The organism is Kordia sp. (genome assembly GCF_045105435.1).
Taxonomy (GTDB): Bacteria; Bacteroidota; Bacteroidia; order Flavobacteriales; family Flavobacteriaceae; genus Kordia.
In genome coordinates this window covers 1-22,183 of the sequence record NZ_JBGCDL010000285.1, presented here as the reverse complement: position 1 = coordinate 22,183, position 22,183 = coordinate 1, and the positions used below count along the sequence as shown (strand labels likewise).

The window sequence follows — 22,183 nt, the reverse complement described above, 5'->3', positions numbered from 1 at the left end:
GCTGTTTTCCCTGGAAACACAACTCATTTTACAACTTCATCTTGGACGTATAACAATGTTGAATTGCCATTTATACCTGTAAACGAAGCTGCTGTACCATTTTTGATGAAGCGCGATTTACGCGGTACTTTCACTGCAATGTTGCAAGATAATGTTGCCGAACAAAAAGCATTGATTACGGTTGAAAAACAATCCTGTCCTAAACGTTTTTAGAATATAATATATTCACTAGATTCATTGGTCTAGCACTAGTGTTTTATGTTTTTTCAAAAAAGAACCCCTTGTACATATTTATCTGGAGGCGGTTGTTCCTTATTAAATGGATTATCGAGCCATTTATATAAATCTACTTTTACAAATAGATTAAGCCTAATAAAAGCTACTAAATTAGACAAGTACCAAGGGTGTTTTGCTTGCGTTTTCAAAGCTTTGAGGATAAGAATTGTTATTAGTGCTGTCCAAATTTGTATCATCACAGCATTTTGAGTTGTTCCAATGAACGATTTTATATGTAATTGCTGTTTGATGTCTCTAAAAAAGATTTCGACTTCCCATCTAGCCTTATAGAGTTGGGTTATAGTGTTTGCTGTCCAAGACATTTGATTGGTAATAACCTCAATGGTTTGCTGGTTTTTATCGTCCCATAAAGCAACTCTACGTAGTCTTTTGCGATATTTCTGTTTTGTTTTAAGCCCCGTAAGTTCAATAATCTCATCTTTTAAAACTTGTTGATGCCTATTCTCTGGCAGTTCTAATTCTTTGACGCTGTTAAATTTGATATTTTTTTTGTGCCTAACCACAAAATAGACATCATTGCTGTCCCAAACATTAAGTAAGGAGAAATCGTTATAAAATCTATCAGCAACAATAATACTTCCTTTCAGTAGCGGAATATCGTAAGCGCCTTTGTTATCTGTTGTTTTACCATCGGTTATATTGACATAAGAAGGTAAGTGTCCGTCATAATCAAGTAGGGTATGCATTTTTATTGCACCTTTTTTAGTCTTGTATTTTGCCCAATCAAATAAACTTAGACAAAGGCTTATCGTGGTAGCATCCAATAAAAATATTTTTGACTTTATCTTGAATTTTGTACGTTTCATTTGAGACTGCTGTCCTAAACTTTCTAGCAAACTATAATAGTAATCTCTAAAAAGTTCCCAACTCCTATTTTTGTTTTGATAACTCAATGTGGATTTTGAGGGAGATTTGTGCATCCCTAAATGATTCAAATTACCTGTTGCGGAGCGCAAACCATTACTAATATCTCGTATAGATTGACTTTTAGCAAATTGACAAAATAGCATAGAAACTAAATGTGACCAACTGTCAAAACCCTTTTGATGCTTATCTGTTTGACGCAGTTTAACTAATTTCTTGAATTTTGAACGATCTAATTTTGTGATTATTTGAGAAAACAAAGTTATGTTTATCATCGGAGAAAGATTTTTTTGTGGTGCACCACAAAGATAACTTTGAGGAACAAAATTCCCTTTCTCTTTTTTAAACGTTTAGGACGCTATTGGTTTTTATTACTAAATTTATATTTAATTAACTGTCAAATAGTTAAAATACGGATTCTTTAAGGTGTTTTCCCTTTTACATTAAAAATCGAACTATTTACATAAAAATATGTAGTTCTTTAAGCTAGTTTTTCAATGACAGATATATCTTTTTAAAAAGCGAAGTTATTTAGTGAATTAGAAAGAAAAGACAAGTATATATAAGGTTTTTATTTTTTCTTTAGAAAGAAATACCTAACGTGTATTTACACATATAATTTACCGTAATATATAAGTAGTAAGAAATCAAAATACAGTACATTTGTACCCATAAAATAAGCATGAAAAGGAGTTATTTAAAACGATCTTATGAATGCATTCTAAAGTAAAAAGGTAAAATACACTAGGTATGACTGATGAAAATATAGCAAAGGTAAATGAAGTAATAACGCAGTATTTTGAAACCAATACAACTGTTGATTGGATTCCTGTAAAAACAATCATGCCAGCATTAGTTGAAGCTGGTATCTTTGAAAAAGATGTAAAAAAAGGATTTCCGCTACGTAAAGTACTTAGAAAATTAGACAAGCAATCGGAACTAGATAAAATACCTGCTGTACATGCTGAAAGAAAAACGGAAAATACTTATTGGTATTTAGTGCGAGAAGGAAAAAAATACACGCCAAAAGAAGTCATTCCTGAAATCAGTAAAAAAGAACAGCGCTTACTAGATATTAAAAATAGTGATGAAAACTATCTATTAAATTTGTGTGATGAATTGCTAGACAAAAAAGCATCCAGAAAACATACATTTGACACCTTAGTTGGAAATCTACACAAAAGAGGAAAAGGACGCACAAAACTACCTTTAGACGCGTATTATCAAGAATTAAAATTAGTCATTGAGTTCTTTCAAAAAGAGAAAAACTTTGAAGACTTAGACGAAAAAGAACAAGCGCGTATCACTCAAATAAAATACTATGATGAACTCAAAAAAGAAGCTGTTCTCAATAAAAAGTTCCGTTATATGAAAATTAATTTTGCACAGTTTCAATGTAATGAAAACGATAAATTGATCCGAAATACAGAAAATGATATCATAATTTTGAAACAGATTCTAAAAGATTTTTTAGAAGACTAAAAATAGATAATCTTCAAAATATATGAAACCTTCTTGATTTTTCAAGAAGGTTTTTTTTGATTATTAATTTACTTAAGATAAAGATAATGAGGTATTAAGCATTATTTTAGTAGAGGTGTTTTTACTCTTGGTTTGCATATAAAACACTTATCTGATTTTCTAACATTTCAACAGTATAAATTTCATATAAGTAAAAAAATAGTATAATTACAAGTGAAAACACATTAACTTAACAAAAGTCAGATCATGAAAAAAAACATATTTCTCTTTGGATTATTTATTTGTTTTACCTTATCCATACAAGGACAAACATTAATAAAAGCAAATGTGTGGTATCAACTTGAAAATGGAAACAATAAAGGCAAAATAGCCAATAACGGAAACAAAAAAACAGGAGCAGTAATGGTGGTAAAACAAATCGTTGGTACTGGAGGACATTGGAAATTTGTTTCACAAGGAAATGGATTGTACAGATTGCTAAACCGAGATTCTAAAATGTTTCTTGCTAGTTATGGGAAAACCCGAAAAGGATCATCAATAAGACAAACAAATACACCTGGTAGTGGAGCACTTTGGAGAGTAATTAAATTACAAGATGGACGCATTATAATACAAAACAATGCATCTTTACTATTTGTTGGAACTGCTGGCACACTGAGCAAAACATCTTTAATACAATCAGGTGCACTAAGCGCAAGAATTACTTGGCAACCTATTGAAGTAAAACAAAGAATAAATTCAAATACTAGTTCAGGAAATACAAACTCAGGAAATGCAAGTTCAGGAAATGCATGGCCAAAAAACACAAATACAGCTGCTTTTAAGGCAAGAAGAGGTGGAACAATAGCCAAAGCCATTGTAAGATATGGAGATCAAATTCAAATTGTAGGAGAAAAACCTAGAGTTGGACAACGTATTTATTTTTTTCCTCAACGATTAAATCCAAGAAATACAGAAGGCCTTTCCTTTGATCCACAAAAACCATCAATTTGCAAACAAACATTTGTGGTGCAAAAAGTATTACCAAGAATTGTACTCAACAAACCCATGCCAAACATGCGAAACAGAGTTAATGATACTTTTATGTTTATCGTAGAGATATACTAACTTTAATTTTTATAAACTTTTTGTTCATTTCAGTTTAACTTAAAAACGAATGAAATATTTTTCATTTTAATAGTATCATCATTTTACAATATTTCAATTAAATTTTGACAATATGAGATAAGTATTAAACTACAGTTTTTTAATTGAAGATTTTTTGATGCTAAATTTTATAAAATGTTAAATACGGTATTCCCGTAAAAGGTTTAGCATTAAAAATGATAATTTCTGCCATAATCAAAAACTTATAATCATGTTAAAATCAATTTTAAATCTCAACGGAGTACAAAAATTAGACAAAAAAGAACAAGAAAGTATCAACGGAGGAATTCAATTTCCTGTAGGTTGTGTGCGTCGTTCTGATTGCTTTTTTATCGATCGTGCTTCAAGGTGCATCAACAGAATTTGTGTATTCTTATAAAAGATAGATAGGCTGTCTAAAAAGTTTTAAAAAACGTCATTCTGGACTTGATCCAGAATCTCATAAAGCTAATTTTCAACTGTTATGCGAAATCGAATTTGATTCGGTTTGACGAACTTATAATTTTTTAGACAGCTTTTTTAGGATCTCAATTTCTAGAAGTAGTAAGGTCTGGGTTTCTCTTCTCAAATTTCTTTTTCCCAGCCAATAAACCTCTATTATATCCAACTTGATAGTTTTCAAAACCAATTTTAGGAATTGGACAAATTGGAGTTGTAAAAATAGGTTCGATTCTACGATTTTGAATATTGTGATATGAAAAGCCAGCTTTATAACCTTCTTCCCAGCCGTCACAAAAAGTTTTTTCAGTAGTAAATTTAGTTGATGCCACTGATGTAGCTACCAAACTTGTTAAGAACAATAATAAAAGCACATATTTTCTCATAAGCTAAAATGGTTTTAATGTTATTGTATAGATGATGAATCTCTCAATAACTATTCCGTAAATATTGATTCTAAAGCAATTACAAAGCCGAATTTAATAAAGCTTGCTAAGGAGTGAAACATTTAACAGAAAATATAAAACATTTGTTTTAATACTGTCTGTAAAATGTTATATTTGTTTGAAGTTGTAGGACACTAATTTTTAATACAAAAGAGAAACTTTCATGTCGTTTGAACGAATTAAAGAAAAACTAAACATTCTAGCAGATGCTGCCAAATACGATGTTTCCTGTTCATCTAGCGGAAGCAATCGAACCAACAAAAACAAAGGTTTGGGCGATGCAACTGGCATGGGAATTTGTCATACATACACAGAAGATGGACGTTGTGTTTCTTTGCTGAAAATTCTATTGACAAATCACTGTATTTTTGATTGTGCCTATTGTGTCACACGAAAAAGCAACGACATCAAACGTGCAGCTTTTAAAGAGCAAGAAGTAGTCGATTTAACCATCAATTTTTACCGTAGAAACTATATTGAAGGACTATTTTTAAGTTCAGGAATTTTCAAAAATGCAGATTATACTATGGAACGTTTGGTCTCAGTAGCTAAAAAACTGCGTTTGGAAGAAAATTTTAACGGATACATTCATCTCAAATCAATTCCTGGCGCTTCCGATGAACTCATGCGAGAAGCAGGTTTATATGCAGACAGATTGAGCGTAAATATCGAAATTCCAACACGAGAAGGCTTGAAACGACTTGCGCCCGATAAAAATCGTGAAGATTTCATCAAACCGATGAAAAAGGTGAAAAATGAAATCATTCAATACAAAGCAGAGAAAAAAATCATACGAAGCACGCCAAAATATGCGCCAGCCGGACAAAGTACACAAATGATTATTGGTGCAAGTGGCGAAAATGATTATCAAATTATGACGGCTTCCAATTTCTTTTACAAAAAGTTCAATCTAAAACGAGTTTATTATTCCGGATATGTCCCAATAAGTTACGACAGCCGTTTGCCGCAAATAGGAAGTGAAGTGCCTATGTTGCGTGAAAATAGATTGTATCAAACCGATTGGTTAATGCGATTTTACGGTTTTCATGTCAATGAAATTGTCAATGAAACACATCAACATTTAGACTTAGATATTGATCCAAAACTTTCGTGGGCATTGCGAAATATGCATGAATTTCCGGTAGATGTAAACACAGCCGACAAACGCATGTTGGCACGTGTGCCAGGTTTGGGAATGACTTCTGTATACAAAATACTAAACGCACGAAAATTTCGTCAACTCACTTGGGAACACTTAAAAAATTTAGGGGTTGCACTCAACAGAGCCAAATATTTTATAGTGTGCAATTCAAATCAATTTGAAACTCGCGATTTAGAACCTGAAAAAATCAAAGGATTCATTCTTCAAAACTCAAAAAGTAAGTTCAGAAATGCCACAAGTAACCAATTAAATCTATTTGGATAATGCAAAGAGTTTTGGTGTATGATGGTTCGTTTGAAGGTTTTTTAAGCGCAGTTTTTAAAGTATATGAAGAAAAACTAATACAGGTTGATATTCAGAAAGTTGGAACTGTGCAATCTTCATTTTTTGGTGAAAACGAAGAAGTAATCACCAATAAAGCACAGGCAGATCGCGTTTGGAACGGACTCAAAAAAAAAATGACTTCGTTTGGACGAAATCAAGTATATTATACGTTTCTAAGCGAATTAAATTCGGTTGAAAACCTATTGTTAAACTACATAAAGCAAGTATTTGCTTCGCAACAAAATATAGAAAAAGACTTTTCCAATCCTACGGTTTTAAAGCTATCTAAAATTACCAAAAGTGTCGGTCGTGAAAAACATCGTATGGAAGCTTTTGTGCGTTTCAAGCTAACGAAAGATGATTTGTATTTTTCGAATATTGAACCAGATTTTAACGTATTGCCATTAATAGCCAAACATTTCAAATCGCGCTATGCTGATCAAAAATGGGTGATTTATGATATCAAACGAAATTTTGGTCTGTATTACAATCTCACGCAAGTGGAAACCATTATAATGGACTTTCCAAAGCATTTTGATTTTACGAAAACCTCCAAAGATTTTTTTGCCAAAGAAGAATTCGATTTTCAAGAATTATGGCAAAATTATTTTAAAAGTACCAATATTGAATCGCGAAAAAATAGGGTACTGCATGTACAACATGTTCCAAAGCGCTATTGGAAATATTTAAGCGAAAAACAACCTTTTTGATGAAAGTTTAGGCTTGCACTACTAAAGAGTAAAAACTGTTGTAACAACAATAATTAATAATACTAATACAGAAGCTATTAAATAAAATGCTGTTTTTAGGTTTTTCAAGATTATTGGGTAATGAATATTGAGTTTTTTCCCTAATAGGTATAAACTTAAAATATTACATAATGAAAAAACAAAATTTGAACGCATTGCGTCTAAACAAGCAAAAGATATCTCAATTTGAAATAGGACAAATTTCTGGAGGAATGGTTTCTACAAATCAAAAATGCCATACGTATATGAAAGAATCTGTGGGTGATTGGTGCAAGTACAGTGAATATGCTTCTTGTTATTCACCATGTGGTAGTGTGCATGGAACTGCAGGTTGTAATCCAGGTTAGAAATTATAAAAAAAAGTGGGCTTCGGTTCACTTTTTTTGTCAAATCTTAAACTTAATTCCTGTTCTAAGGTAGATTTTTGCCTGATTATCCAATGAAAAAATAGTTTCTCTACGCTCATTTCGCAATTCGTTATTAAGTGAAAAAATATAGGCAGCACGCGCATAAAACTGCAATTGTTTTGTAAAATAATATTCGTATTGCAAGCCTGATAAAATCAACGACATATTGATGGTTTTTGCCGCTTCTCCATTAATAATAGGAACTTCGCGCTGCAAATTAGACGTAAAACCATCTAATTGTGCAAAAGATTTTAATCGATGTTTTGTTGAAAAATGATATTGTAAATTTGTTTTTGGAACTCCAAGGTTATACGACCAGTTTGGACGAAATTTTCTATAAAAACTCACAAAAGGCAATGGGAAATTAAATCCAGAATTTCCAGCGTAGGTAACACCTAAAACCAATTTTTGCGATTTTCCATTATATACTTTTCCTTTCTTAATAAAAACTACTGTTCCCGAAAGGACAACATCTTTAATACTCAGTGCATCCGCCACTAAATTGGTGCTAAAACCTGGTTGGAATCGGATACCCAATCGCCAATTATTTCTCAAAGGAGTTGTGTAGCCAATACTAAAATCGAGCAATTGAAAATCGTTCAAATCTCTTGTGTCAAAAGGAAACTCTACTTCCGATTTTAAATGAATATTACTATAATCGAGTCCTAAAAATAAATACGTATCATCATCTTTTAACTTAATTGGGTAATTAAATAACGCGCGAAATCTTGAATATTCAATGTCTGATTTTGCATTTGGAATGTACGTATAATCTATGCGCGCCAAATCGCCCAATTGTCCGTACGCTTTCGCAGTACAGCACAATATTATACATATAAATATTCGTGCAAAATTTGGCATTTAGTAAATTTAGATTTTTTAACTGTTGAAAGATAAACGATTCAAAACAATTTATCTAATAATGATAATAGCGTATGAAGTTGTTGAAATAAAAATATTGAATTCAAAACCCATAACCTGCCACATTGAGCGGAGTTGAGATGCTAAACCAACTTCTTTAACAAAGAAATCTGTCCCAAATGATAGTGTGTATGTTCAATAATTCCGTGCATATTTCGGTAATAACTTCCGTATTTTTCATCGGTAAACGGTTGGTCAAAACAATCTTCAGGCAACTTGTCTAAATGAGCTGCAAAGGTTGCTGCATCGTTTAATACTTTCGTTCTAAAAGCTTCCCATGCTACTTGCGAAGTAATATTCGGATGATCAAAACTATGCGCATCTTTTGCCTGTAAATCTTCTCCTTCAAACACTTTCAAAACTGCGGCTACATAATAATGAATATGATAAGTGAGTATCAAAATCGTATTCAAATTCGGCACTTTCGTTGTCGCTTGTTCGTATGAAATATCGTTTAAAGTATCTTGTAGGTTAGAAGCAGTCCAATTTCCTCCAAAATGAACTTCTCTAAAATGTTTGGCAATTTGTGCAGCTATTTTCATAACAATTAGGTGTTTTAATTACTATTTCACGATGCTTCCCAACGCTTCAATTACGCCCAAAGCCGAAGCTTCTCCTGAGATCATCGCCGCATTTAATGAACCATTTAATTGCACATCTCCCGCAAGGAAAACCTTTGTGGTTAAACGCGTTTCCGATGGCGACATGCTATATTGCAACTGTTGTAAATTTGGCAATGCTTTAGGAATGCTATACAGTTTCAAAAATGAACAATCTTTAATTCCGCAAAATTGTTGCAACTCTTCCTGTACTTTTTTAACTAAAAATTTCTCAGACAAATTATGGTCTTTCACCACCGTAACTGATAGCAATTCCTTGTTTCCTTTGGAAGTTGTTTGTAAGCTATTGTGATAAAAAATATTATTCACCAACAAACTTTTATCAGCAACCAAGCCAATTAGCGGTTTGGGAATAGTTCGTTTCGGAGTCTCAAAATAGAGTGTTTCACAAGATTTCCAAGCGGTTTCTTGCGACTTTAAATTTGAAATCAACTGACTTGCCTCTGTGGCAACAATGGTAAAATGACTTTCTAAAACAGTTCCGTTCTCTAAGGTGATTTTTCCGTCTGCTACATTTTGAACGCGCATATTGAAATGAAATTTTGTGTGTTGTAATTTTGATGCCAATTGCTTGGGAATGGAGGCAATACCCGATTTTGGTAAAGCAGCAAAACCATCGCCAAACATTTTATACACGAACTCAAACATTCTGCAAGAAGTTTCTAAGTTTGGCTCTAGAAAAATTCCGCTAAAAAACGGTTTGAAAAATTTTGAAATCATCGCTTCGGAAAATCCTAATTTCTGCAAATGTACAAGCGTTGTCGTTTCTGGCTGTGCAAAAATTTCATCCAATGACTTCTTCTTTAAATTCGTATTCAGTTTGAGAACTTTCAACTTGTCTGAAAAATTTCCAATCCCCGAAAATAACGTAGGAAATAGCAATGAAAAGTTTCGCAACGGATCGCCAATCGTTTTTTGTTTTCCGTTCGTAAAAACAGTCGCACCAGGTAAAAATGTTTGCAAATCGAGCGCATCAAAATCCAAATACTTTTTAGCAGCAGGATACGAAGTCAACAATACTTGAAAACCGTGATCTAATTGATAATTAGCAACAATATCTGTTTTTACACGTCCGCCAACACGATCAGTCGCTTCTAAAATTTCAGGGTGATATCCGTGATCTTCTAGCACTTTTGCAGCAATTAATCCGCTAATTCCAGCGCCGACAATATAAATTTTATATGCTTCTTTTTCCATGAAAATTTTCTAATAAAAGTCACTGTAAAAATACGACAAAACGAACACAATTGTAAATTTCGTAGTTGATTTTGTTGTGAAAAGGATCTTGTTGAAAGATAAAAACGGGACACTTATTCTTTCGCGTAGAATTTTAAATTCAAGAAACCCCAAACTACAAAAATCAGTTCTAAAATGGTTCCTACGGTAAATGCGGTAGATGGAATGCCATCCACAATCATACTTAAAATGCGTCCGGCTGCTAATCCGCCCATAAAGAAAATTACAGAAAGGGTAGCACCACGCCAATATTTTTGAAAAAGGACACTATAACCCCAATAAATTCCCAATGCAAAATAGCAGCCCATCATGGCTCTAAACACATGATTTAGGTCAGTGCCTTCTACATTAAAATCGAAAAATAATGGTAAAAATGTATTTGGATGAAGTCCGTACGTAGCGCCAACAACTAAAATGGCAATGGTAGATAGCGTAAGATGTAGGTTTTTATGAATTGCTTTCAAGGTATGAAAATGGTTTAGTATTACTTGTTTCGGTTTGCGATCAAAAAAATAGTTGTAGTTAATGAACGCGTTAATGACTTTTACAAGTTACTCAAAAAGTTAAATAGATGTTAAAATTATTCAAAAAAAATAGTATAAACTTTTAGAATAGATAAAAATTTTAGGCGTAAATGCACATTTCCTGTACTTATTTTGAGGGCGTTTGGTTTAAAATTTTTAATATTGAAGACAAACGTTTTAAAAACGGATAAAATATGCACTGGAAAATAAAAGCGAGCTTGCAAAAAGTATTGCATTTTACCAAGATTGGCGATCAGCTCAATCACATTCCGGCTACGCTCAATAAAAGTTATCATAAAAATGTGTGTTTGTATCAGTTTTACGAATGCATTCGGAAATTTGAAGCTGCTCAGCTTGAATTTCATTCCAACACTAAAAAAACTGCATTAGAAATTGGTACAGGCTATTCGCTAGTTGCGCCTGTAGTTTTATACTTATTAGGTTTTGACAAAATTGTTACGGTCGATATTTCCAAAGATGTTGCTATCAAAACGTTTCAAAAGCAAATTCAATATCTAAACAACGAAGAACTACTTCAAACAATTGCAGAAAAAGGAAGGTTTTATCTATCAGAAATAAAAGAAAAATTACAACACATACAATCGTTTCAAACACTCAAAAAATTATGTGCATATTGTAATATTCTATACATTCCTAAATACACACTAAGCGATATAGAAAACGCTCACAACTCGTATGATTATATTTGTTCACAGGTTGTATTTGAGCACATTCCGCCAGCATTTTTAAAAAAACTATTTGCAAAAATGAAAGTATGGTTGACACAAAATGGTTGCGCTGTACACACCATTAATTTCATAGATCACTTTGCAAATCCAGGTTTTTTTCAAGACAAAAATATTTCAGAATTCAACTTTTTAAAATACTCAGATAAAACTTGGAAGTACTGGGCAGGAAATGATATTGCCTACACAAATCGACTGTCGTATCTGTATTATTTAGAATTATGCGAAGCGAATCGTTGTAGTGTAATTGATTTCAAAGGAGAAAATTACAGAGCGCATCATCCGTTGCAAAAAGCAGAAATTCATGAAGATGTCATCAAAAAATACAATACACTTTTAGCTGTTGAAAATGTGTGCGAATTCCAACGTGGCACCTTAATTTTAAAAAAATAATAGTATAAATTTTCACTTCGTTTCCGTAAAAAAAACTAGAAAATATCATTCGGCTCCTTGTCTAAATTCGATCAACACAAGCTTTCCGTTTTGTAACTTATAAATTGAACAATCGCTGCGTTCCGATGATTCATGTGTTTGTGTACAGGTAGTTTTTTGTGTCATTCTAATTTTCCCTTCAAAAAAATCATACACTTCGCTCATACGTGTTAATTTATCTACAAATACGGAACGACTTCCGTAAAAAGTTTGTTCTACCCAATTGAAAGTCAAGTGATGCATGCTACTTAAAAAAGGATCTTTTACATATGAATCTCTATTGACATCATATAGAAAATAATCCCATTTTTGATATTGATTGGGCGCTTCCGAGGTAACTCTTATATCATCATAACCATCAAAATTGTAATCTCCCGATTGTTGTAATCCATGCGAATAGGTTTGTCTTGAAATTACATTCATTGGGAATTTAAACACTTTATATGCTTTTTGATGTTTGGGAGAACGAAAACGATATCCACATAATTTTAGAAAATATTCAGGTGTAATTTCAACGATTTTGGTTTCAAAATGTCCTCCGTTGTGTTCTTTGTCAATATCTTCAATCTTAATAAAAATAGGTTCTTTATAAAAAACACCTGTTAGGATATAATTATTTCCTGCAAAGCCAAACAAACGTCTTTTTAAATTCTTCTGGGAATGCTTAATATCAGGATCTACTAGCTGATTTTGCCAAGCAATTAGCGGCGCACGCTTTCGCGGGAACGAGCTCTTTTCATCAGAATAACGATCTTGATACACTAAAATTGGTTCACCATTTGCGTCTACCAAAGTGATTTGTAAACCATGAATTTGTGTGTACGTATCTGTCGTATGCGGAAATATACCTACAATACTAAGCGCATCGTATTGACAATGTTGTGCTTGTAGCAACTGAACAGCACAATAGCAAATACAGAAAATGATGATTTTTTTCATTGGATAGTTTGTTAATGATACTTTCTGTTCAAAAAGCATACCAATACAAAAAAAGCCAAAGCATACACTTTGACTTTTATAAGAAATACTATTTTACATATTATGAGTTCGTATTTGCATTTCCAGGAGTTGCATCACAAGGATGAAAACCATACGTATTATCTGGAGCAATTAATTGCCAAAATACAGTATCATTCTGACTCAATTTATAATCGGCGAACGATTGTCCTGCAGTTCCTGTAGTCACTGGATTTCCATTTTTATTTGGTTCACCATTAATTGAGTAAAACCAGAATACATAATCATCACTTAATTTATACAGCTCTATACTAGCTGATGCTTTTGTTAAAAAGTTTAAAGATTTACCAGAGGTGAAAAGCGTTACGTTGTAAATAATAGAAGTTACATAAGGTTTTCCATCAATATTGACAGTCTCATAATCAACAAAAAATGTATCTGTGTTATACTTGCTTTTTATAGCTTCTAACACCTCTTGAATAGTTGCAGCCGGATTCAGTAAATTAACAGTCAACGGCGCTGAAGAGTATCCATAAGGATTTCCAACCTGATCATTTGTCATTTTGGTATAATCTTCATCTTCAGCAAATTTTGGAAAGTTAAAGACCATCGAATACGGAAACACTACAATATCTTTATTGTTAGAACTTACTTCAGCAGCAGTAGCATCTTGTGTCATTTTTGAACCTACATTATGGAGCACATTTTGTAGTAAACGCAACGAACGCCTGTAAGAACCTGCATGTCTTGCAACCGTATATCCGTTTTTAGAGTTGTTACTTAGATGTGCTACTGTTCTACGTAAAACGGCACGTTCTGCTTTGGTAATACCATGATTTTCTTCTGCTTGAATCGGATCTACCAAAAAATGGTGTAATGCATCGTCATCATGCATCAATAAACTAATGTAATTCAGTAGATTAGAATTAGATTTTGGCATAATTTTCATTTTTTAAAGATTAATAATTTTCAAAAGTAGGAAATAACAACTTTATTTTTAAGCGTAATAATACCTGTTTATCTTTTGAGTAAAAAAGTTAAACACAATAAATACGTAATATGCCGTATTGTTTTATGAAATAAAAAAGAAGAATTTTAAACTTTAAATTATTCTATATGAAACAGGTATATGTATTTCTCATTTTAGGAGTGTTTTCTTTATCAAATGCACAAAACACAAAATCGTTACTCGATGATGCTTTGGTAAAAAAAGAACAGCGAAAATTTGCAGAAGGCATCAAACTATGCGAACAGGTAATTGCAATAGACAGTACGTTGATAGACGCCTATTTTTACAAAGCAGGATTTCATACCGCATTAATCAATAAGCAAAATGCAGGCGCAGATTATAAAAATTACAAAGCTGCCATTGCCGACTATTCAAAAGTAATTGCATTGCATCCAAAACATGCCAAAGCATTCTTTTATCGTGGAGGCGCACACGACGCAATGGGATTTATTGATGACGCTTTAAAAGACTATATACTTTCGGTAACTATGGACGAAAAACAATCGGAAGTATACAATAGTATGGGCGTTTGTTACGCCAAAAAAGGAAACATTGATTTGGCATTACTCAAATTCAATAAAGCAATTGATTTTAATCCAAAATACGGAAAAGCCTATTCCAACAAAGGTAATATTTACGACATGAAGCGCGATGTGAAAAACGCTTGCGAAAACTGGAAGAAAGCAATAGCATTAGGATATACAGGAAATCAAAGGCGTTACGAAGCAAAATGCAAGCAACACTAACCTTTCAAAAAATACGCAATATATCGTATTGCGAAAATACCTAAAAACATAGAATTTTGAACCTACTGTAAAAGTAATACAGCACAATTAATAGTAACGACATGATAAAAAAAATAGGAATCCTACTTTTTGTAGCAACATTCATATCTTCTTGTACGAATTACGGAGAAAAGAAAGTTTTTGACGGAACCGAAATATATTACAAAGATGGCGTAACAGAAGCACAAGTTGATAAACTAGGAAAAAGTTTGATCAATGCAGGTTTCACAGATGGAGAAGTAAAATCGGTTCAATTCGTAAAAGATGGCGATACATATATATTTAAAATGGTTGTCAAAGAAGAATTTAAAAAAAATTCAGCATTAGAAAATATCTTTAATATCTTTCCAAAAGAACTCTCTGGTTACATGGATTTACCAATCGATTTACATGTCTGTGATGAGAATTTTAACACCTTACGCGTTTACAAACTAGAAGATGCTTTCAAATCAATCATGGCAAAAGCTACGGAAATTCGCTATACAAACAAGGTAATGATGTCTGATGTTGAAAAACTAAAAGACTTCTTAATTGGTTACAAATTTGCAGGCGATGATGTTGAAAAAACAGTAGAACTCGACAGGGAAAACATGACGTACATCTTTAAACTCGTAATTCCTAAAAACAGATTAGAAGACAAAAATGTGCTTAGCTACTTAACACTTTTAAAAATGGAAATGTCTAAAAATGTATTCAGTCGTTTGCCCGTTAAAATTCACTTATGCGATGATATGATGAATACACTCAAAGTAATTTAAAAACGAATAATACTCATAGTTACAATGAAAAATAAAGTTCTAATCTTGTTGTTTTGTTTTGGTTACCAATTAACAATAGCACAAAAAATAGACATGGTCAATGCGCCACGAAATCCGATCGGTTTCAAGCATAAAAAAGAACATTTCTCTTTGCGTGGCGATATGTATGCTTCAAGTGGAAAAATCTTTGATAACAATGGTAATTTAACCTATAACTACGGAACGCGCTATTATTACGATCAAAATGGAAGAATAACAGGAAACAATTACGACGATCAATTAGAATACGATGCACGTGGAAATATAATTCTGTTCAAATACAAAAGCGGAAGTGTAAGTAATTATGTTTTCAATACTAAAAACCTATTGACTTTTGAAAAAAACACCTACGGCGAAGAAAAAAAATATACGTATGATTCGCAAGATAGAATCATAAAAACGGTGATAAACAAAAAAGGTGTTTTCTATCAACAACGCGATTATTCATATAGTAAACAAGACAATATGATTGTTGTTTCATTGCAATACACTAATGCAGATAAGCAACCAGGATTTGTAGGGAAATATTATTACAGAAACGGATACTTAATAAAAGAAGAACTCGCTTCGGGTACGTTCGCGTATGTAGTTGAAGAAGATGCAAAGGGGAATAAAATCGACTTTTATACGGCAAACAATCCAAAAGCAAAACATTTCAAAACATTCAATCGTTATTACAGTGACGTCAACAAACCTGCAAAGTTTGAATACGGATATTACATTCCTGGTCAAAAAACGACAGGAAAAAAACTAAGCGCAGTATTCATAAACGGAAATCGCGCTACTGATATTACCATTAGCAAAGGTGTAAAACCGAATGAAAAAGTAGTATATGACGGATTAACACAAACTTATTATTCCGTTTCAAACGTAAATATTGATACAGATTCGGCAGATAAACGCGTTCCGATCACGAATGTAATTTCAAAAGGAAAAACGCATCTAAGTTATGCGCATGATGGTAAATTTATCAATTATGTATATGGACAAAACAAAGCAAAATCGCGCGATTTTGCTTTCTTAGGACCGCACATGATCGATTATCGCGTAGAAAAATCACTTGGAAGAACCTACATAGTCAATAACTATAAAAACATAAAATCGCAAGCGGTAAAAGAAATGAACTTATTTACCACTGATGAAAATTCTATCGTTTACGCACGTGAATTAGAAAAAGATAACTTCTACATCATCGTAAAAGGAAAACATATCGATTACAAAAAAGCCCGATTTGAATACCTAACAAATGGTGATCCTGTGATTTTCATAGACAACAAACCTCTTTACATTTTAACAGGGTTTAAAATGGCAAAAAATGACCAAGCACTTACAGGTCGGCCGTATACTGGAGAATTAGACAATAAACAAGTTAATACAACAACAACGACAGCTACAACAAAAAAGAAATCAAGTACTAATTTCGATTGTGTAAAAGGCGATTGTAAAGAAGGTTGGGGACGCGTAAAAGTCAACGGAATCATTACAGATGCAACCTTCAAAAATGGTGCTATTGAAGGAGTTGCGTACATATCGTATCCAAACGGATCGTACTATAATGGACAATATAAAAACAATCGCCGTCACGGTGTTGGGTATTACAAATGGGAAAATGGAAATACCTATGTTGGTGGTTGGAAAGAAGGAAAACAACACGGTTTGGGCTACACAATGAACAAAGAAAACAAAATTACTACAGGTGGTTTATTTGAAAATGGAAAACTCATTACAGAAGCCACAGATACCTATAGATCAGGAAAAGCAAACGGAAACTGTACAGGAAACTGTGTAGATGGATTTGGAAAATACACCTACAGTAATGGCGATATATACTGGGGATTTTTCAAAAACAAAGAACGATATGGAATTGGAACATACCAGTGGAAAAACAAAAGTATTTATACAGGCGCGTATGCTTTAGACGGAAAACGAAATGGATACGGAATTTTCACCTATGCAGATCGTTCTATGTTCAAAGGGATATTCAAAGAAGATCGAATTGATGGACTTGGCGTGATGAAATACAATAAAACAGGAAATATAACACAAGGCGTTTTTAATAACGAAGGCGCAAAAGTGAAAGACTATGAATAACAAAATAATAGCTACTAAAAATACCCAAATGAAAAAAATTACAAGTGTTATATTACTACTTTGTGTGCAAATATGTTTTATACAATGCAAAGAAACTATTGAAGTAGAAACCTATGAAGTAACTCCTGAATTTGCTAAAAAAATTGACAAACCAGAAGTGCATTTTACGGTAGACATTCCAAAAAATCTAAAATTTGACAAGCCAGTTGAAGGCGAAAAAACATACTCGTACGGAATGATTCAAAACGTTGGAAAAGATAGTATCGTAACAGAAATGTATTCGTTTGGCTACGTTAAAATGGACGGATTATCATTAGAAAAAGACGGAAAATCGTTTATGACGCAAATTCGCGATATGCTAAAAAGAGGCGGATACGAAATAGAAGAAGCAAACATTGGCGTTACGGAATTTGATGGTAAAAAATACCTGTCGCTTCAAGCAATTGGAACCATGAAAGAAGGTGTCAGTAAGGAATTTGTGGGAAGGTATTATTTCAATACGGTTGCAAAGCCAAATCCGCACGGAAACACACACATTATCATGCTCATGGCAGCAAGAGACGATCAAGTAAAAAACTATGAAGATTTTAAAGATAAGCTAAACATTTCAACTGTTTGGCAAACATTTACATACCTAAAATAACCCAGTTAATCGATGCAAAGAGGTTGCTTAAGCGCTGTTTAAGTGACCTCTTCTCTCAAAAACTATTGAAATATAAACTACTTTTTTTAGGGCGAAATACTACTTGATGATGAAAATAAAATGCTTCTTCTTATGTCTGTTCAGTACCATTATATTACAGGCAAACATGGCGTCTCCAGTGCAACCAGGAACTTTTGGAACGCGTCCGTTCATCAGTCAATATGTACACATACTACACGAAAACTTGCGTATTACCATTGATGAAAACGTTCAATATGCCAATTTTGACATTGAATACATCATCAATGCTGAAAAAGACGGACTGCAAATTCCGTTACTTTTCTACGCGTCGGAATACTATGAAAACTTTGAAGTTACCATTGATGGAAAAAAAATAACGCTTCAAAAACAAGAACATTTCTGGGATTTATATGGAGACGACAAAGAAAAACTAACCAACTTTCACTATCTATACAATACGGATCAAAAAGCAATACGCGAACTTGAAAATCAATTCCAATACGGAAGAAGTGACCGAATTTCACTAAACGATTTTCTATACTTTCAAACAGACATTTCAGCAGGAAAACATAGCATCAAAGTGCGTTACAAAGCAAGCAATTGGCGTTACAAACACAACCGACTCAACGAAGACAGTTTTCGCTACGCACTTGCGCCAGCAAAATATTGGAAATCGTTTGGAACGCTTGATATTACAATTGATACAAGCAAGGTAAAAGATGAAATGACAATCAACTTAGGAACGCCAAAAAGTGGAGCTGTCAACGGAATTTCCAACTATCACTTTGAAAAATTACCCGTAGACATCATTGAAATCACACGAATTCCCAAACTCAGCAGTTTTACCATATTCTTACTCAATTTAGAATCGTATTGGTTGGCGGTAATTCTTGTAAGTTTCATTGTAGCATTTCATGTATGGAAAATGTATCAATTCCGAAAAAAACAACCAAGAAAAAAAATAGCTGTTACAGCTGTTTTTGGTGCTACAGTTATTCCATTAGCGTTTATCTTCTTACTACTAATTGCTACTTTTTGGATAGATGCTTCCATTGGAAAACCCTATGCAAGTGGACGCGAAAGTTACGGCGCATTCTATTGGTTTCTATACTTGCCAAAATACATTGGGATCTATGTTGTATTTTCTATCGCAGTAGATTTTCTGTTTAAAAAAATATGCAAGAAAACTTGAAGGTATTATTCAATACTTTAAAATTAGAATAATGTAACTGTTGAATTGTAACTTTTTATCCAAACGAGTTGCATATGATGTATGACACATTTAGAAGCGATACAAAACTTTTTCATTGCAATATGCTGCGGCTGTATTGTAATTATTCTATTTGTGATAATTAAAAACTTTTCAAATGACTTCATAGCTTCTATTGTTATATTTCCACCGATATTTTTTTTCATTAAATATAAATTGGAAAAATATAAAAACTAATCGTTTCATTTTCAATTGTTCCATCAAAAAATACGCAACTCTACGTATAGGAATTTTAGCAAAAAAGTAAGAATATTGTTCGTGTGAAGAATCACGCAAAACGAAATCAACCAAAACATTTTCTATCTTTATAAAGATGAAAAAAAGTATACGCACCATCTTTCTATTTATTTCCACGTTTGTATTAGCGCAAAATGCGGAATTATCTTCTGACGAAACGATTGCATTGTTTGAAAAATACGAGCAACAAAGCGAAGATTTCAATCAAAAACGCGCATTAGATTCGATGCAAGTCTACTTGAAAAAGTTAGATGCATTACTGCCTAAAATCCAAGATTCATCATATAACTACAGAGCCGATCTTATTCGAGGTTCGGTGTTAACGCGCAACGTACAATCAGATGAAGCAATGAAAGTATTGCTAAAAGCGACCGAGTTTTTCAAATTGCAAAAAGACTATAAAAATTACTATCGCGGACGTTATAAAATTGGAATTTGCTATTACTATGTAAATCGCCGTGAAGATACTAAATCAGTAATGTCAGAAATTGTTGAAAACAAACAATATGTAACGGAAGATTTGGCAACAAGTGCTTTGGCAAATATTGGCGCTGTAAATATCGAATTGGGCATGCAACACAATGAAAATGCTTTATTCCAAGATGCGATTCGTAAATTCAATACGGCAATTTCGATCAATCGGAAAAATAATAAATTCACAAAACTAGCTTCCAATTACAGCTTATTAGCCGAAAGTTATAACCAATTAAAAAATAGGAAAAAAGCAATCAAATTACTAGACAGCGCGATTTATTTTGCCAAAAAAGATAAAAATATTGGACAAGAAGGTTTTGCGCAAATCAAAAAAGGAAACATTTTTACGAATAAAAAGGAATATACAGAAGCGGGAAAAATGTTTGACAGAGCCATCAAAACCTATAAAAATGCTGACGACAATCCATCGTTGCTATACGCATATATTGAAAAGAAACGCATGTTGATGCGACAAGAAAATTACGAAGCGGCAAGCAAATTAGGCGATTCCATTTATGGTTTATCCATCGCAAATTATAACAAACGTTTTGCGGACGGAATTTCAGAAATGGAAACCAAATACAAAACTGCCGAAAAAGAACGTGAAATTTTAGAACAACGCGCCGAAATAGCAGAAAAAGAATTGGCGTTAAAAGAACGAGAATATCAAATATATGGCGCGCTAGGCTTGGCGTTATTAATGGTGATTTTAGGTTATTTATTCTACAATCAGCAGAAGCTAAAAAACAGGCAATTAATCAAAGAAAACAAACTAAAAGTCGCGCTAAAAGAAATAGAAACACAAAACAAATTACAAGAACAGCGTTTGCGAATTTCGCGCGATTTACACGATAATATCGGCGCACAATTGTCGTTTATCATTTCTTCAATTGACAACCTAAAATACGCTTCCAAGGAAACTTCTGCAGAGTTCAAAGACAAACTAAGTTACATCAGTGAATTCACATTAGCAACCATTGATCAATTGCGTGATACTATTTGGGCAATGAACAAAGATGAAATATCGTTGGTAGATTTGCAAAGTAGAACACTCTCGTTTATTGAAAAAGCAAAAGTGGCAAAACAAGACGTGAAATTTTTGTTCAACAATGAAGTCAATTCGAAAATGAAATTTACGGCAATTCAAGGAATGCATTTATTTCGTGTCATTCAAGAAGCCATCAATAATTCATTAAAATATGCTGATGCAAACCTTGTAACGGTCAATTTTAAAGAAGTAGGAAAACAAATCATACTTACTATAAAAGACGACGGAATCGGATTTCAAAAAGAAACTGTTCAACTCGGAAACGGATTGTACAATATGCAAAAACGCATGGACGAAATAAACGCGTATATTGACATCAATTCAAAGCCAGGCAACGGAACGGAAATTATGGTAAAATTTGCTGTTTAATTGAAAAGGGATTAGGTTTTTGGTAATAGGAATTAGGAAGTTTTTCAAGAACCAACAAATCAACAAATCAACAGAACAACGAACAACGAATAACGAATAACAGTAGCGAAGCGACAAAACCCAAAATCCAAAAAAAAATGAAACTCAAAATTGCCATTGCAGAAGACAACCATTTTTTAGCCAAAGCTGTGATTGAAAAACTATCTTTCTTTGATGATTTTGTGTTTAAATTTAAAGCGGTAAATGGTGCGGAAATGATTGGAAAACTAGAAGTAAATCATAACATTGATGTCATTCTGATGGACATTCAAATGCCAGAAATGGATGGAATTAAAGCTACGGAAATCATCAAAGAACGCCATCCGCAAATCAAAATTGTCATGCTGACTGTTTTTGATGATGATGAAAATATCTTCAAGGCTATTCAAGCTGGAGCTGATGGTTACTTATTGAAAGAAATCAACGCGGAAAACATTCATAAATCAATTCTAGAAGTTGTAAATGATGGCGCGCCCATGTCGCCAAGTATTGCGCTAAAAGCATTGAATTTACTCCGGAATCCGCTTCAAATCACAGAAGATACAGAAATTGAAAAAGTAAAACTCACCAAGCGGGAAACGGATGTGTTATTGCAATTAAGCAAAGGGTTAAATTACAATGAAATCGCAGAAAATCTATTCATCTCTTC

23 protein-coding genes are annotated in these 22,183 nt (G+C 33.0%); 15 read left to right on the top strand and 8 right to left on the bottom strand.

Annotated features, from left to right (window positions below):
* Positions 1–213: hypothetical protein (locus tag AB8B65_RS14680; RefSeq protein WP_405301982.1), on the top strand; the 213-nt coding region annotated here is incomplete at its 5' end.
* Positions 214–266: 53 nt separating this feature from the next.
* Here the strand turns inward: AB8B65_RS14680 and AB8B65_RS14675 are convergent.
* Positions 267–1,436 carry an IS4 family transposase gene (locus AB8B65_RS14675; RefSeq protein ID WP_405301980.1) on the bottom strand — a complete coding sequence of 390 codons (1,170 nt, stop codon included), beginning with the start codon at positions 1,434–1,436 and terminating at the stop codon, positions 267–269.
* 475 nt (positions 1,437–1,911) lie between these two features.
* On the opposite strand from AB8B65_RS14675, the gene AB8B65_RS14670 reads away from it, so the two are divergent.
* The 3 genes from AB8B65_RS14670 (at position 1,912) to AB8B65_RS14660 (ending at position 4,168) form a co-directional block, all read left to right on the top strand.
* A complete protein-coding gene (locus tag AB8B65_RS14670; protein WP_405301978.1) occupies positions 1,912–2,643 on the top strand; it encodes a hypothetical protein in 732 nt (243 codons plus the stop codon).
* 246 nt (positions 2,644–2,889) lie between these two features.
* On the top strand, positions 2,890–3,750 hold the full coding sequence (locus AB8B65_RS14665; RefSeq protein ID WP_405301976.1) for a hypothetical protein: 861 nt from the start codon (positions 2,890–2,892) through the stop codon (positions 3,748–3,750).
* A 250-nt stretch (positions 3,751–4,000) separates the two neighbouring features.
* Positions 4,001–4,168 carry a hypothetical protein gene (locus AB8B65_RS14660; RefSeq protein ID WP_405301974.1) on the top strand — a complete coding sequence of 56 codons (168 nt, stop codon included), beginning with the start codon at positions 4,001–4,003 and terminating at the stop codon, positions 4,166–4,168.
* Between the two features lie 148 nt (positions 4,169–4,316).
* On the opposite strand, the gene AB8B65_RS14655 is transcribed toward AB8B65_RS14660, so the two are convergent.
* A complete protein-coding gene (locus AB8B65_RS14655) occupies positions 4,317–4,613 on the bottom strand; it encodes a hypothetical protein (protein ID WP_405301973.1) in 297 nt (98 codons plus the stop codon).
* 223 nt (positions 4,614–4,836) lie between these two features.
* Between AB8B65_RS14655 and AB8B65_RS14650 the strand changes: the two genes are divergently transcribed.
* The 3 genes from AB8B65_RS14650 to AB8B65_RS14640 all read left to right on the top strand — a co-directional run bounded on the left by AB8B65_RS14650 (position 4,837) and on the right by AB8B65_RS14640 (position 7,255).
* On the top strand, positions 4,837–6,099 hold the full coding sequence (locus AB8B65_RS14650) for a putative DNA modification/repair radical SAM protein (RefSeq protein WP_405301971.1): 1,263 nt from the start codon (positions 4,837–4,839) through the stop codon (positions 6,097–6,099).
* Positions 6,099–6,869 carry a TIGR03915 family putative DNA repair protein gene (locus AB8B65_RS14645; protein ID WP_405301969.1) on the top strand — a complete coding sequence of 257 codons (771 nt, stop codon included), beginning with the start codon at positions 6,099–6,101 and terminating at the stop codon, positions 6,867–6,869. The genes AB8B65_RS14650 and AB8B65_RS14645 overlap by 1 nt, the downstream gene beginning before the upstream one ends.
* Before the next feature lie 170 nt (positions 6,870–7,039).
* A complete protein-coding gene (locus tag AB8B65_RS14640; protein WP_405301967.1) occupies positions 7,040–7,255 on the top strand; it encodes a hypothetical protein in 216 nt (71 codons plus the stop codon).
* 39 nt (positions 7,256–7,294) lie between these two features.
* Here AB8B65_RS14640 and AB8B65_RS14635 read toward each other — a convergent pair whose 3' ends face one another.
* From AB8B65_RS14635 to AB8B65_RS14620, 4 genes are all read right to left on the bottom strand, one after another.
* A complete protein-coding gene (locus tag AB8B65_RS14635) occupies positions 7,295–8,176 on the bottom strand; it encodes a DUF6268 family outer membrane beta-barrel protein (protein WP_405301965.1) in 882 nt (293 codons plus the stop codon).
* Between the two features lie 143 nt (positions 8,177–8,319).
* Positions 8,320–8,778, bottom strand: a complete 459-nt coding sequence (locus AB8B65_RS14630; RefSeq protein WP_405301963.1) for a DUF1572 domain-containing protein — start codon at positions 8,776–8,778, stop codon at positions 8,320–8,322.
* Positions 8,779–8,799: 21 nt separating this feature from the next.
* Positions 8,800–10,053: an FAD-dependent oxidoreductase gene (locus AB8B65_RS14625; RefSeq protein WP_405301961.1), complete on the bottom strand. Its 1,254-nt coding sequence runs from the start codon at positions 10,051–10,053 to the stop codon at positions 8,800–8,802.
* 113 nt (positions 10,054–10,166) lie between these two features.
* On the bottom strand, positions 10,167–10,556 hold the full coding sequence (locus tag AB8B65_RS14620) for a DUF4345 domain-containing protein (protein ID WP_405301959.1): 390 nt from the start codon (positions 10,554–10,556) through the stop codon (positions 10,167–10,169).
* 254 nt (positions 10,557–10,810) lie between these two features.
* On the opposite strand from AB8B65_RS14620, the gene AB8B65_RS14615 reads away from it, so the two are divergent.
* Entirely contained in the window at positions 10,811–11,755 is a 945-nt protein-coding gene (locus tag AB8B65_RS14615; protein ID WP_405301957.1) for a hypothetical protein, read from the top strand.
* Positions 11,756–11,800: 45 nt separating this feature from the next.
* Here the strand turns inward: AB8B65_RS14615 and AB8B65_RS14610 are convergent, their stop codons facing one another.
* Together AB8B65_RS14610 and AB8B65_RS14605 are read right to left on the bottom strand one after the other, a co-directional pair.
* On the bottom strand, positions 11,801–12,733 hold the full coding sequence (locus AB8B65_RS14610) for an XAC2610-related protein (RefSeq protein ID WP_405301955.1): 933 nt from the start codon (positions 12,731–12,733) through the stop codon (positions 11,801–11,803).
* 100 nt (positions 12,734–12,833) lie between these two features.
* The gene (locus AB8B65_RS14605) at positions 12,834–13,691 is read right to left on the bottom strand and encodes a hypothetical protein (RefSeq protein WP_405301953.1); all 858 of its coding nucleotides are present in this window, start codon (positions 13,689–13,691) and stop codon (positions 12,834–12,836) included.
* A 509-nt stretch (positions 13,692–14,200) separates the two neighbouring features.
* Here AB8B65_RS14605 and AB8B65_RS14600 point away from each other — a divergent pair.
* From AB8B65_RS14600 to AB8B65_RS14570, 7 genes are all read left to right on the top strand, one after another.
* Positions 14,201–14,506 carry a tetratricopeptide repeat protein gene (locus AB8B65_RS14600; protein WP_405301985.1) on the top strand — a complete coding sequence of 102 codons (306 nt, stop codon included), beginning with the start codon at positions 14,201–14,203 and terminating at the stop codon, positions 14,504–14,506.
* A 101-nt stretch (positions 14,507–14,607) separates the two neighbouring features.
* Positions 14,608–15,303: a hypothetical protein gene (locus tag AB8B65_RS14595; protein WP_405301951.1), complete on the top strand. Its 696-nt coding sequence runs from the start codon at positions 14,608–14,610 to the stop codon at positions 15,301–15,303.
* A 24-nt stretch (positions 15,304–15,327) separates the two neighbouring features.
* The gene (locus AB8B65_RS14590; protein WP_405301949.1) at positions 15,328–17,433 is read left to right on the top strand and encodes an MORN repeat-containing protein; all 2,106 of its coding nucleotides are present in this window, start codon (positions 15,328–15,330) and stop codon (positions 17,431–17,433) included.
* A 28-nt stretch (positions 17,434–17,461) separates the two neighbouring features.
* Complete coding sequence (locus tag AB8B65_RS14585; protein ID WP_405301947.1) at positions 17,462–18,076, top strand: hypothetical protein; 615 nt, start codon at positions 17,462–17,464, stop codon at positions 18,074–18,076.
* Between the two features lie 106 nt (positions 18,077–18,182).
* Positions 18,183–19,289, top strand: a complete 1,107-nt coding sequence (locus AB8B65_RS14580; RefSeq protein WP_405301945.1) for a hypothetical protein — start codon at positions 18,183–18,185, stop codon at positions 19,287–19,289.
* Between the two features lie 391 nt (positions 19,290–19,680).
* Positions 19,681–21,495, top strand: coding sequence for an ATP-binding protein (locus tag AB8B65_RS14575; RefSeq protein ID WP_405301943.1), 1,815 nt, complete (start codon positions 19,681–19,683; stop codon positions 21,493–21,495).
* Positions 21,496–21,632: 137 nt separating this feature from the next.
* The coding region (locus tag AB8B65_RS14570) for a response regulator (RefSeq protein ID WP_405301941.1) at positions 21,633–22,183 on the top strand (551 nt) is incomplete at its 3' end.

What these genes read in the sequence shown, in the direction of transcription:
- AB8B65_RS14675 (WP_405301980.1), bottom strand. Translation starts at nt 1,436, where the DNA reads ATGATAAACATAACTTTGTTTTCTCAAATAATCACAAAATTAGATCGT.
- AB8B65_RS14670 (WP_405301978.1), top strand. Translation starts at nt 1,912, where the DNA reads ATGACTGATGAAAATATAGCAAAGGTAAATGAAGTAATAACGCAGTAT.
- AB8B65_RS14665 (WP_405301976.1), top strand. Translation starts at nt 2,890, where the DNA reads ATGAAAAAAAACATATTTCTCTTTGGATTATTTATTTGTTTTACCTTA.
- AB8B65_RS14660 (WP_405301974.1), top strand. Translation starts at nt 4,001, where the DNA reads ATGTTAAAATCAATTTTAAATCTCAACGGAGTACAAAAATTAGACAAA.
- AB8B65_RS14655 (WP_405301973.1), bottom strand. Translation starts at nt 4,613, where the DNA reads ATGAGAAAATATGTGCTTTTATTATTGTTCTTAACAAGTTTGGTAGCT.
- AB8B65_RS14650 (WP_405301971.1), top strand. Translation starts at nt 4,837, where the DNA reads ATGTCGTTTGAACGAATTAAAGAAAAACTAAACATTCTAGCAGATGCT.
- AB8B65_RS14645 (WP_405301969.1), top strand. Translation starts at nt 6,099, where the DNA reads ATGCAAAGAGTTTTGGTGTATGATGGTTCGTTTGAAGGTTTTTTAAGC.
- AB8B65_RS14640 (WP_405301967.1), top strand. Translation starts at nt 7,040, where the DNA reads ATGAAAAAACAAAATTTGAACGCATTGCGTCTAAACAAGCAAAAGATA.
- AB8B65_RS14635 (WP_405301965.1), bottom strand. Translation starts at nt 8,176, where the DNA reads ATGCCAAATTTTGCACGAATATTTATATGTATAATATTGTGCTGTACT.
- AB8B65_RS14630 (WP_405301963.1), bottom strand. Translation starts at nt 8,778, where the DNA reads ATGAAAATAGCTGCACAAATTGCCAAACATTTTAGAGAAGTTCATTTT.
- AB8B65_RS14625 (WP_405301961.1), bottom strand. Translation starts at nt 10,053, where the DNA reads ATGGAAAAAGAAGCATATAAAATTTATATTGTCGGCGCTGGAATTAGC.
- AB8B65_RS14615 (WP_405301957.1), top strand. Translation starts at nt 10,811, where the DNA reads ATGCACTGGAAAATAAAAGCGAGCTTGCAAAAAGTATTGCATTTTACC.
- AB8B65_RS14610 (WP_405301955.1), bottom strand. Translation starts at nt 12,733, where the DNA reads ATGAAAAAAATCATCATTTTCTGTATTTGCTATTGTGCTGTTCAGTTG.
- AB8B65_RS14605 (WP_405301953.1), bottom strand. Translation starts at nt 13,691, where the DNA reads ATGCCAAAATCTAATTCTAATCTACTGAATTACATTAGTTTATTGATG.
- AB8B65_RS14600 (WP_405301985.1), top strand. Translation starts at nt 14,201, where the DNA reads ATGGGATTTATTGATGACGCTTTAAAAGACTATATACTTTCGGTAACT.
- AB8B65_RS14595 (WP_405301951.1), top strand. Translation starts at nt 14,608, where the DNA reads ATGATAAAAAAAATAGGAATCCTACTTTTTGTAGCAACATTCATATCT.
- AB8B65_RS14590 (WP_405301949.1), top strand. Translation starts at nt 15,328, where the DNA reads ATGAAAAATAAAGTTCTAATCTTGTTGTTTTGTTTTGGTTACCAATTA.
- AB8B65_RS14585 (WP_405301947.1), top strand. Translation starts at nt 17,462, where the DNA reads ATGAAAAAAATTACAAGTGTTATATTACTACTTTGTGTGCAAATATGT.
- AB8B65_RS14580 (WP_405301945.1), top strand. Translation starts at nt 18,183, where the DNA reads ATGATGAAAATAAAATGCTTCTTCTTATGTCTGTTCAGTACCATTATA.
- AB8B65_RS14575 (WP_405301943.1), top strand. Translation starts at nt 19,681, where the DNA reads ATGAAAAAAAGTATACGCACCATCTTTCTATTTATTTCCACGTTTGTA.